The organism is Bacillus sp. UNCCL81 (assembly GCF_900112535.1).
Lineage (GTDB): Bacteria > Bacillota > Bacilli > Bacillales > Bacillaceae_G > Gottfriedia > Gottfriedia luciferensis_B.
This window is the reverse complement of record NZ_FOMF01000005.1, coordinates 96,406-108,680: the sequence shown is the minus strand read 5'-3', so window position 1 is coordinate 108,680 and position 12,275 is coordinate 96,406. Positions and strand designations below refer to the sequence as shown.

Sequence of the window (12,275 nt, the reverse complement as noted above, 5' to 3'; positions counted from 1 at the left end):
TTTATGAGTAAGTACTTTTCATCATTTTGCTATTTTACTTACTCATGAGCCCTTTATGAGTAAATATTTTTCAACTTCTTACTATTTTAATTATGAATCCTTTATGCTTAAAAATCATTTAAATCCAAGTTACAAGGACGGAGATTTTTATTTCAATATAAAGCTATTTACAATTTAACGTTAATTTTACTAATTGTTGTCTTAGCTATCAAATATTACCATGACTATTTTTACTCAATATCAGTTAAGATGGTTTATATGGTTTTTTAATCTTTTACATCATTTAGAGGAGGGATTTTAATGGATACATCATCCATCTCAAAAACGACTGTTGATGTGCTAAATAAGCAAATAGCAGACTGGAATATCCTATTTGTAAAGTTACATAACTATCATTGGTATGTAAAAGGTCCAAATTTTTTCACTCTACACACTAAATTTGAGGAATTTTACAATGAGGCAAGTTTACATATTGATGAGCTAGCAGAGCGAGTGTTAATAATTGGTGGAAAACCACTAGCTACAATGAGAGAGTATCTTGATACTTCAAGCCTTAAAGAAGCAAATAAGAATATTACTTCTGATGAAATGGTCCAGGAAATTACTAAGGACTATCATTATTTAATTGAAGAATTAAAAGATGGTATGGAAATTGCAGAGTCTGAAAATGATTCAGTTACTCATGATTTACTATTAGCCATTCGAGAGCAACTTGCAAAGCATGTTTGGATGTTAACAGCCTACTTAAATTGAGTTAAAACTTAAGATTAAATTAAGAAAAGCAGTGTAAAATAAAATGGATTATTCATCCTTTTATCTTTATACTGCTTTTTTCTTTCATGATTTATCTAAAATTAAAGTTTAGTAGACATATATTTTTTAATCTATTTCTTATTTTTTAGTGTAAAAACAGGCAATTTGAACTAGGAATTTAAAACTACAAATTGTACATCGAAAATATATTTTCCACTAAATTAATTCAATTTCCGACAAAAACCTCTTTTTTTCTTCTTTATTTTCAAACACATCTTTTTATCTACGCTATTTACCATTTTGTAAACGTTTTCATTCCGTGTTTTCCTTACTCTCCCTTATTTTATTTAATCTATCAACCTTTCTATCGAATCGTAATGACATTTTTTCCCTATTAATTTACTAGTTAATCCGAATTTCGAATTAATTTTAGTCAAAAAGGACTATATATTACAGAAAATGTTTTCATATTGAAACATTCGCGTAATAATATTATACTTATGAAAATTCAAAATATATCAACAATTTTGCTCATGAAATCTCGAAAGGAGACACGAAATGTCAAAACCTCTTTTGGAAATCGAACATTTAACGACATCGTTTCGTATAAACAACCAATACTATCCTGCTGTGGATGATGTATCACTGACTGTCCATGAAAATGAAGTTCTTGCAATTGTGGGTGAATCAGGCTGCGGTAAAAGTGCTCTAGCCCTATCAATCTTAGGACTACATTCAAATAATCGTACAAAAATGAATGGATCGATCTCTTACAAGGGTACAAATTTACTAACGCTAAATGATAGTAAGTTGAATAAAATTCGAGGCAAGGAAATCGGAATGATTTTCCAAGAACCTCTTACCGCTCTAAATCCGTTAATGACGATCGGTAAACAAATTGAAGAAAATTTAGATTTTCATACTGATCTATCACGCTCACAAAAAAAGGAGCGTGCATTAGAGTTACTAGATCAAGTTGGAATTCCAAAGCCAGAGGTTACTTATAAACAGTACCCGCATGAATTATCTGGTGGTATGAGACAACGTGCTATGATTTCAATTGCCATCGCATGTAACCCTTCGTTTATTATTGCAGATGAGCCAACTACTGCTTTAGATGTAACGATACAGGCTCAAATATTAGATTTATTAAAAGAAATACAAAAGAAAACGAAGCTAGGCATCATTTTAATTACGCATGACTTAAGTGTTGTTGCAGAAGTAGCAGACCGTGTTGCAGTTATGTATGCTGGACAAATTATTGAGACTGGTTCAGTAGAAGAAATACTAAATAATCCATTACACCCATATACGCGCTCATTATTAAACTCTATTCCTACTACTCATTCAAAAAATCAACGACTTCATATTATTGAAGGTACAGTTCCACCATTAGACAAACTACCTAGAACAGGCTGCCGATTCAGCCACCGTATTCCTTGGATTCAAAATTATGCACATGAAAATCAACCTATCTTGCACGAAGTTACACCAAATCATTATGTACGTTGTTCTTGTTATAAGCATTTCCATTTCAAGAACGAGAAAGGAGCACCGATCATAAATGTCTCTATTAAAGGTTGATAACTTAAAAGTACATTACCCTATTCGTGGTGGTATTTTTCGAACAATTGTAGATCATGTTCGGGCTGTTGATGGAATTTCATTTGAACTAAACGAAGGCGAAACATATGGCCTTATTGGAGAATCAGGTAGTGGAAAATCTACTGCAGGTAAGGCAATACTTCAATTGACACAGGCTACTAATGGAAGTATTAAGTTTTTAGACAATGACTTAATAACACTAAATAAAAAGCAAATGCGAGCATTTCGCCAAGAGATTCAAATGATATTTCAAGACCCATACTCTTCTTTAAATCCTAAAAAGAGAATTATCGATTTAGTTGCAGAACCGCTAAGAAACTATGAAACGTTAACTGCTGAAGAAGAACGTGAAAGAGTACTTTACTACCTTGATAAAGTTGGATTATCTCCAGAATCACTATATAAGTATCCACATGAATTTTCTGGTGGGCAACGTCAACGAATTGGGATTGCTAGAGCTTTAACTTTACAACCTAAGTTAATAGTTGCAGATGAGCCTGTTTCTGCTTTGGATGTTTCAGTACAAGCACAAGTACTTAATTTCTTACAAGATTTACAAGAAGAGTTCAAACTAACTTATTTATTTATCGGTCATGACTTAGGCGTTATACGCCATTTATGTAATCGAATTGGTGTTATGTATAGAGGGAGACTTGTTGAGGAAGGCACTACTGAAGATATTTTAAATAACCCACAACATATATACACTAAACGCTTAATTGCAGCAATACCAGATATTCGTCCAGAAGTTAGAGAAGAAAAAATTAAAGAAAGACAAGAAGTTAGAAAAGAATATCAACAAAATGCTTCTTCTTACTTTGATGAAAATGGTCGACCATTTGATTTAAAACCAATCTCTGATACTCATCGAGTAGCATTACCTTAGAAAGGAGTAACGAATATGTTAAAATTTGTCATTCGCCGTATACTCATCATGATTCCTCAGCTACTTATCTTGAGTATACTAATCTTTGCACTAGCTAAAGCAATGCCAGGTGATGCACTAACTGGACGTTCGATTAACCCAAAAGCTAATCCACAAGAAATTGAAAAAATTCGTGAAGAAATGGGTTTAAATGATCCAGCTTATGTTCAGTATTATCATTGGATTAAAAATGTTGCAAAAGGAGATTTTGGTGTTTCCTATACACACAAAATCAATGTAGTCGATGTAATCGGCGATCGTATTGGAAATACTGTATTACTTGCTCTCTGCGTGTTTCTTGTAACTTATTTACTGGCAATTCCACTTGGTATTATTAGTGGACGCTATAGCGACACGTGGGCAGATAAGCTGATAACCGGATATAACTATTTAGGATTTGCTACCCCTCTATTTATTTTTGGAATTGTTATGTTGTTTGTTTTTGGATTTTATTTTGATCTTTTCCCTACGGGCGGTAGCGTAGACCCTCAAATTGCTGACGGAACTTTTGCTTATTATGTAAGCAAGTTAGATCATCTTGTTTTACCAACTTTATCAGGTGCACTTATTTCAACTGTTGGAATTTCACAATATTTACGCAGTGAAATTATTGATACAAAAGTAAAAGATTTTGTAAGAACAGCTAGATCAAAAGGTGTTCCTGAATCTAAAGTTTATTCTAGACATATTTTACGTAATTCATTTTTACCAATCGCTGCATTTTTAGGTTATGAGATTACTGGTTTAATTGCTGGTTCTGTATTTTTAGAATCAATTTTTGGCTATCCAGGAATTGGGCAACTGTTCGTCAAATCCGTTATGTTACGTGATTTTACTGTTGTAAATGCGCTTGTTTTAATGACATGTCTTGCAACACTTTTTGGGACATTAATCTCAGATATTATTCTAAGCATCGTAGATCCACGTATACGGATTGAATAGGGTAGGTGAAATTTATGGAATTAAAAATCGAAAATCAAACTCATATTACTGAGCAACGAAAAAGTCCATCAGGATTTAGTGTCATTTGGGCTGAATTTAGACGAGATAAGTTAGCTTTAGGTTCTCTTATCGTGCTTGGTCTAATAATAATAAGTGTGTATGGTACTTCGCTTATTCTAGATCAAGATCAAATTGTTAAAGTAGACTTTCTATCAATCTATCAACCTCCTTCCTCTACTCATTGGTTAGGTACTGACTACGGGGGACGCGATATATTTGGACAACTAATAATTGGGACAAGAAATTCCTTTACTATTGGATTTTTCATCACAATTATTACAAATCTACTAGGCCTAGCATTAGGTTTAATAGCTGGTTATTTTGGTGGTTGGGTAGACAGTGTCGTAATGCGTATTATTGACTTTTTCTTATCCTTACCAACATTAATGTTAATTATTGTATTCGTAACAGTTGTACCTAAATTCTCAATCATAAATTTTGTCCTTATTATGAGTCTTTTTTTATGGACAGGTAAAGCAAGGTTAATTCGTTCAAAAGTATTATCAGAGAGCGAATTAGATTATGTGGCAGCAGCTAAAGCAATTGGCACACCGAATTGGAAAATCATTATCTCACACGTTTTACCAAATGTAAGCTCTTTAATAATCGTTGCATTCACTTTAAACCTAGCAGGAAATATTGGAATTGAATCTGGTCTTACCTTCCTTGGATTTGGTTTACCAGAAAGTACGCCAAGTTTAGGAACACTAGTTAGTTATGCAACAAATCCTGATGTTTTACAAAATAAGTTGTGGATATGGTTACCTGCATCGTGCATGATTTTAGTGCTCATGCTGAGTATAAATTTCATCGGTGAAGCGCTAAAGCGTGCAGCTGATGCTAGACAAAGAAGAGGTTAATTAAAAAATAAGGAGAGTGGAAATATGAAAAATGCAAAAAGCTTTACTAAAGTATTAAGCGCAATGGCAGTATCTATGATGATTCTTTCAGCATGTAAAGGTGGCGACACAAAGACTTCAACTACTACTAAGCAAATCGATCAAGCTGCTTTTCCAATTAAAGTTTCAAATAACAAAAAATCGATTTCAGGTGGCATTTTAAAATATGGTTTAGTTTCAGATACGCCATTTGAAGGTATCTTAAATACAGTTTTCTATGAAGGCGATCCAGATTCTCAAGTTCTTCAATTCTTTGATGAAGCACTTCTTTCAACAGATGAAAACTATATTTATGACCAAGATGGTGCTGCTACATATAAATTAAGCGATGACAAAAAGACAATCACATTAAAAATTCGCGATAATGTAAATTGGACGAATGGCGATCCAGTTACAGCAGAGGATTTAGAATATTCTTATCTTGTAATTGGTAACCCAAAATACACAGGTGTACGTTATGACTCACAAATGTCTATGATTGAAGGTATGGAAGATTACCATAACGGAAAGGCAAAAAACATTTCCGGCGTTAAAGTAATTGATCCTAAAACAATTTCAATTACATTTAAAGAAGCTAACCCATCTGTACTTACTGGATTATGGACTAACCCACTACCTAAAAAATATTTAGGCAATGTGCCTATCGATAAATTAGCATCATCTGACCAAATTCGTAAAGCTCCTATCGGCTTTGGACCATTTAAAATTAAAAAGATCACTCCAGGTGAAGCTGTAGAGTTCGAAGCGAATAAAGATTACTGGAACGGTGCTCCAAAACTTGACGGTGTACTTTTAAAAGTTGTTAATCCAACTATTGCTACATCTTCTCTAGCTAACGGAGATATCGATATCGCTTCTGTTTCAGCTGACCAATATGATCAAGCTAAAAAATTAAAAAATATCTCATTAATCGGTAAAACTGAGTTAGCTTACTCTTACATTGGATTTAAATTAGGTCATTACGATGCGAAAAATGGTGTAAACGTAATGGATAATCCAAAATTCCAAGATAAGCGTGTACGTCAAGCAATGGCTTATGCCCTTGATAACAAATCCGTTGGGGAAAAATTATACAAAGGATTACGAGTGCCTGCAACATCTGTAATTCCACCATCATTCCCTAAATACTTTGATAAAGCATTAAAAGGATATACTCATGATCCTGAAAAAGCTAAAAAATTACTAGACGAAGCTGGTTACAAAGATGTAACTGGAGATGGCTTACGTGAAGATCCGAACGGAAAACCATTTAAAATCAACTTCGCTTCTATGAGTGGTGGCGATATCGCTGAACCATTAGCACAATTCTACTTACAATCTTGGAAAGAAGTTGGCTTAGATGTTCAATTATTAGATGGACGTTTACATGAGTTCAACTCATTCTACGATATGGTAGAAAAAGATAATCCAAAAATCGATATTTTCGCAGCAGCTTGGGGAACAGGTTCTGACCCAGACCCATCTGGAATCTGGGCGAAAAATGCACCATTCAACTACGTTCGTTGGGTAAATAACGACAATGATAAACTATTAAAAGAAGGTATTTCAGCAAAAGCGTTTGATGAAAAATACCGTCAAGAAGTATACGATAAATGGCAAGAGCTTGTAAATGACGAAGTGCCAGTTATCCCTACTCTATTCCGCTTCGGTTTAGATGGAGTTAATAAGCGCGTTAAAGGCTACGACTTAACAGCTGGTCAAGGCTTCCAAGGTCACTTACAAGACATCACTGTAACAAGCAAAGAGTCTGAAAAAAATAAATAAGCTGTAACAAATGTAACTGTCCCTTAAGTCAATGTACTTTTGGGACAGTTCTTTTTTTGTGTATAACTCATAATGAATCCATTGCCATAACAGTAAATATGTGGATAAATAACCACCCTCTTCCCTTCTCTATTGAATTAATAAAAGTTATTAACAAGACCTACCAACATTTGTTGATATTTAATGCAGGATCAGTTAAAAACCGTAACAAGATTATCAAATCAGTGGATAAGTAGCCGCTTTCCTCTTCAAAATCAAAAAAATAGTAATGAAAATATGCACACTGTTGATAAAATTGTGAACTTTGTTAATAAAGTAGTAATTTTTATACAATACGCTAAACCTGTTCAGCCGCCACAAATCAAAAAAAACTCGCTAGTAGTAACTTACTAGCGAGTTTTCAGAGGGAAAACGGACATTAAATTGAACTTATTTATATATAATCATTTTTTGGATGATATATCATTGGTTTTAAATGTTAATATTTTAAAGCAATTTTATGATTCAAATTCAGTTGATTGGTTTAATTAAAGTTCGATATTAGTTGACCTACAAGCTGATTAATACACAACGGTTAGGTTACTCTAAGTAAAGGATTTTGGATTAGGGTTTATTGCAGACTTTTTTTTATGAATAAGTTGATTGGAACGAAAGGGTGCTCGACTCCTATGGGATTAGCGGGAAGGCTGAGACCCCGCAGGCTTGCCGAGGAGGCTAAAGAATCCCGCCCCATGGAAAGCGTGCATACTGTAGTGGAAATCAACATCACTCTACTCCTTTTACGAAAATTTGGTAATTTAATTGACAAGGTTTTTTTTCAACAGCGTAAAAAACTCGCTAGTAGTAATTTACTAGCGAGTTTTCACAAACTATTGAGACAATCTCAAAAAAATTATTAACTTACTTTTTTACTCACTTCTTGCTCATGTTTTTCAATCTTATGCTTAGCAGAGAAATGATAATAGATTAAACATGCAATCATAAATGGAACACCACAGTACAATGCAATACGTTGGTCTGGGATAAATGCAAGGCTAATAATTACAGCCACATTTAAAACAAAAGCAACGATTGGAACGATTGGATAAAGAGGCGTTTTATATTTTAAATCCTCTAATTTCCCACCTTCTTGAATGTATTTCTTTCTACCTAAAAGATTTGATAATGCAATGCTTGCCCAAACGAATAAGCAACCAAATCCTGCAATTGATAGTAGCCATAGATAAACCGTGTCTTCAGCATAAATACCACATAATAGAGATAAACATCCAAAGAACATACTAAAAGTTAAAGCGTTTAATGGTACACCTCTTTTAGATAGTTTTCCTAATTTCGAACTAACCATTCCTTTTTGAGCCATTGAATACATCATACGAGATGTTGCATATAAACCTGAGTTAGCAACTGATAGCACTGCTGTAATAATAACAAAGTTCATAATATCAGCTGCATATGGAATACCGATGTTATCAAATACTACTACGAATGGACTATCTACTAAGCCAGCTTTCTCCCAAGGGAATAAGCCTGCTAAAACAAATATTGATAAAATAAAGAATACTAGAATTCGCCATACAGTGTTATTAATCGCTTTAGGTACAGCTTTTGCTGGATCTTCACTTTCACCAGCTGCAATTCCTACTAATTCACTTCCCTGGAATGAGAAGTTAACTGCAACCATTGTAATCATAATTGCTAAAAAGCCATTCGGGAAAAGTCCACCATGGTCTGTAAAGTTAGAAAGCATTGGAGCCTTTGTCCCTTCCATTGGTACAAAGCCAAACATTACTGCTCCACCTAAAATAATAAAAAGAACAATTGTTACTACTTTAATACTTGCAAACCAAAACTCAACTTCAGCAAAGGATTTCGTTGAAAGTGCATTTACTGCGAATAATAATACCCCAAATACTACACACCAGATCCAAGTCGGTACATCTGGAAACCATCTCTTCATTAACATACTAACTGTAATTAACTCTAAACCGATTGTTACCGACCAGTTTAACCATGCCATCCATCCAACTACATAGCCTGACGCTGGTGAGATATATTTAGTTGCATAAGTTTGATAAGAACCAGCATCTGGTAAATTAACTGCTAATTCTCCTAAACATAGCATTGTTAAATACATTACGAATCCACCTACTAAGTAGGCTAATATTGCTCCACCTGGGCCAGCTTCACTAATTGTATAACCTGATCCCATAAACAATCCTGTCCCAATTACTCCCCCAAGAGCAATCATAAACAAGTGTCTGCTTTTAAGCTCTTTCTTTAACCCCTGTTCTTGTTGTTTCATGAAAGTCCCTCCTCTAGATGTAAATTGTGCGTATAAGTTAAAATATTCTGATATAACAGAATATAAGTTCCCATACTTCCCTTAACGAACACTAAAACGCTCTAAACCAACGTATTTTAAGACTAAATTTTCAGATAATATCTGTAAGCGTATACAAATTTATTGTAACGAAATAATATCTTAATTATAAAAATAGATTTTATTATCTGTCAATACAATATAAGTGCTCCAGATGGAATTTCCACCTGGAGCAAACCTATTAGTCTATTAAACCCATCCACGGAAACGAGATGCTTCCGCCATTTTGCGAATACCAACCATATATGCAGCTAATCTCATATTAACTTTGCGGTTAACTGAAGTTTGGTAAACACTATCAAATGAACGCACCATTTTTTCACGAAGTTTTTGAGCAACTTCTTCATCTGACCAGTAGTAACCTTGGTTATTTTGAACCCACTCAAAATAAGAAACAGAAACTCCACCAGCACTTGCTAGTACGTCTGGAACTAGTAAAATTTCACGCTCTGTTAATATTTTAGTAGCTTCTAGAGTCGTAGGACCATTTGCAGCTTCAACTACGATTGATGCTTTAATATTGTGAGCATTTTCAATTGTAATTTGGTTTGAAATTGCAGCTGGAACTAAAATATCACAAGGTTTTTCAAGTAATTCTTTATTCGAAATTACATCAGTAAATAAATTAGTTACTGTTCCGAAGCTATCTCTTTTTTCTAGTAAGCTATGAATATCTAAACCGTCTGGATCGTATAATGCGCCAAGTGCATCAGAAATACCGACTACCTTTGCACCTGCTTCAACCATGAACTTCGCTAAGAAGCTACCCGCATTTCCAAATCCCTGAACAATGACACTAGCACCCTTTAAATCGATTCCCTTACGTTTAGCAGCCTCTTCGATACAAATCGTAACACCTTGAGCTGTAGCTGTTTCACGTCCTTCTGATCCACCTAATACAAGTGGTTTACCAGTAATAAATCCAGGAGAATCAAATTCTTGAATTCTACTATATTCATCCATCATCCAAGCCATAATTTGTGGGTTAGTGTATACGTCTGGAGCAGGAATATCCTTTGTTGGTCCAACGATTTGACTAATCGCACGAACATATCCTCTACTTAAACGCTCTAACTCATAAATTGACATTTTTCTTGGATCACAAATGATACCGCCTTTTCCCCCACCGTATGGTAAATCAACGATACCGCATTTTAAGCTCATCCACATTGATAAAGCTTTTACTTCGTCCTCATTAACCTCAGGATGGAAACGAATTCCACCCTTTGTAGGACCTACAGCATCATTATGTTGTGAACGATAGCCAGTGAAAATTTTCACTGAGCCATCATCCATTCTTACCGGTATTTGAACTGTTAAAAATCGTAATGGTTCTTTTAATAACTCATAAAGTTCTTTTGAATAACCAAGTTTATGAAGTGCTTCTGAGATTACTTCTTGAGTAGACTCAATTAATTCTCTGCCTTCTTCTTTGATTTTGTTTTGTACTTCATTTTGTGGGATTGTAGTTGTCATTTTTATCGCTCCATTTATACAGTTGCTTTATATTGGCTAAATACTTCGTTAATTTGTTGAATTGACCAGTCTAAATCTTCTTTTGAAATAATTAATGGTGGTGCAAAACGAATTACTGTATCATGTGTTTCTTTACATAATAAACCTTGTTTCTTTAATGCTTCACAATAAACACGTGCTGGTACATGAAGTTCAACACCAATAAATAATCCACGTCCTCTAACTTCTTTAATATGAGGATGATCGATTTCTTTTAATTTTTCCATAAAGTAGTTTCCAAGCTCATTTGAACGCTCAGCTAACTTCTCTTCTTCAAGAACTTCTAAAGCAGCAACAGAAACCGCACAAGCTAAAGGATTGCCACCAAATGTAGATCCGTGAGAACCTGGCTCAAATACGCCTAAAATTGAACGATTTGCAGCAACACATGAAATTGGGAATACTCCGCCACCAAGTGCTTTACCTAAAATGTACATGTCAGGAGTTACTCCATCCCAATCACACGCAAAAGTTTTACCAGTTCTACATAAACCTGTTTGAATTTCATCTGCAATAAATAATACGTTTTCGTTTTTACAAACTTCAGCTACTTCAGGTAAGAACCCTTCTTTAGGGATATTAATTCCAGCTTCACCTTGAATTGGTTCGATTAAGAATGCAGCAGTATTAGGCGTAATTGCAGCTTTTAATGCTTCAATATCGCCATACGGAATTAACTTAATTCCTGGTAAGAATGGTCCAAATCCACGTTGATAATCTTTTTCTGATGATAAAGAAACTGCAGCCATCGTACGTCCGTGGAAGTTTCCAACACAAGCAATAATTTCAGCTTGGTTTTCTTCTACACCCTTAACATCATAAGCCCATCTTCTAGCAGCTTTAATAGCTGTCTCAACAGCTTCAGCACCAGTGTTCATAGGTAAAATCATATCTTTGTTAGTAACTTTTGCTACCTTTTCATACCACTCACCCATGTTTTCACTATAGAATGCACGAGAAGTTAATGTAACTTTGTCAGCTTGATCTTTTAAAGCTTGGATAATTTTTGGATGACGATGCCCTTGGTTTACAGAAGAATATGCACTTAACATATCTAAATATCTGTTACCCTCTGGGTCTGTAACCCAAATACCTTCAGCTTTAGAGATTACTACTGGAAGTGGATGATAGTTATTTGCGCCATATTGATTTGTTTGGTCAATGATCTTTTGAGAATTAGTTGTCATTTGAGTTCCCCCAATATTATTGATTAATTTTTTTAGTTTCTTACTAAAATAATAAGCAATTTCCGTGCCAAACATGTTAAATAAATTAAAATTCACAAAATGTACTTATTCTAAGCGTTATACATCCTTCAGTATGTTACCGTTTTCAATTTACTGCAAAATATTTTTGCATTCAGGCGCAAAATTAATTAAAATATGCATAGAATATTTGCAGCAAAAAAACGATTAACAAAGAAAATTAGCAC

9 protein-coding genes are annotated in these 12,275 nt (G+C 34.3%); 6 read left to right on the top strand and 3 right to left on the bottom strand.

Annotation, left to right across the window (positions count from 1 at the left end; all coding sequences use genetic code 11):
- Positions 1 to 315 precede the first annotated feature (315 nt).
- The 6 genes from BM319_RS12535 (at position 316) to opp4A (ending at position 6,948) form a co-directional block, all read left to right on the top strand.
- Positions 316 to 753 (top strand): Dps family protein, encoded by a 438-nt coding sequence (locus BM319_RS12535; protein WP_025568566.1) that lies wholly within the window; start codon positions 316 to 318, stop codon positions 751 to 753.
- Between the two features lie 558 nt (positions 754 to 1,311).
- Complete coding sequence (locus BM319_RS12530) at positions 1,312 to 2,337, top strand: ABC transporter ATP-binding protein (RefSeq protein WP_025568565.1); 1,026 nt, start codon at positions 1,312 to 1,314, stop codon at positions 2,335 to 2,337.
- On the top strand, positions 2,318 to 3,244 hold the full coding sequence (locus BM319_RS12525) for an ABC transporter ATP-binding protein (RefSeq protein WP_091022929.1): 927 nt from the start codon (positions 2,318 to 2,320) through the stop codon (positions 3,242 to 3,244). The genes BM319_RS12530 and BM319_RS12525 overlap by 20 nt, the downstream gene beginning before the upstream one ends.
- Before the next feature lie 15 nt (positions 3,245 to 3,259).
- Positions 3,260 to 4,225, top strand: coding sequence for an oligopeptide ABC transporter permease (gene opp4B, locus BM319_RS12520; protein WP_069032749.1), 966 nt, complete (start codon positions 3,260 to 3,262; stop codon positions 4,223 to 4,225).
- A gap of 14 nt (positions 4,226 to 4,239) precedes the next feature.
- Positions 4,240 to 5,145: an ABC transporter permease gene (locus BM319_RS12515; RefSeq protein ID WP_069032748.1), complete on the top strand. Its 906-nt coding sequence runs from the start codon at positions 4,240 to 4,242 to the stop codon at positions 5,143 to 5,145.
- Positions 5,146 to 5,169: 24 nt separating this feature from the next.
- Positions 5,170 to 6,948, top strand: coding sequence for an oligopeptide ABC transporter substrate-binding protein (gene opp4A / locus BM319_RS12510; protein WP_069032747.1), 1,779 nt, complete (start codon positions 5,170 to 5,172; stop codon positions 6,946 to 6,948).
- 895 nt (positions 6,949 to 7,843) lie between these two features.
- On the opposite strand, the gene BM319_RS12495 is transcribed toward opp4A, so the two are convergent.
- The 3 genes from BM319_RS12495 to BM319_RS12485 all read right to left on the bottom strand — a co-directional run bounded on the left by BM319_RS12495 (position 7,844) and on the right by BM319_RS12485 (position 12,030).
- Positions 7,844 to 9,250: an amino acid permease gene (locus BM319_RS12495; RefSeq protein ID WP_025569072.1), complete on the bottom strand. Its 1,407-nt coding sequence runs from the start codon at positions 9,248 to 9,250 to the stop codon at positions 7,844 to 7,846.
- 267 nt (positions 9,251 to 9,517) lie between these two features.
- Complete coding sequence (locus tag BM319_RS12490) at positions 9,518 to 10,804, bottom strand: Glu/Leu/Phe/Val family dehydrogenase (protein WP_025569073.1); 1,287 nt, start codon at positions 10,802 to 10,804, stop codon at positions 9,518 to 9,520.
- 14 nt (positions 10,805 to 10,818) lie between these two features.
- Positions 10,819 to 12,030, bottom strand: a complete 1,212-nt coding sequence (locus BM319_RS12485) for an ornithine--oxo-acid transaminase (protein ID WP_025569075.1) — start codon at positions 12,028 to 12,030, stop codon at positions 10,819 to 10,821.
- Positions 12,031 to 12,275: the final 245 nt, after the last annotated feature.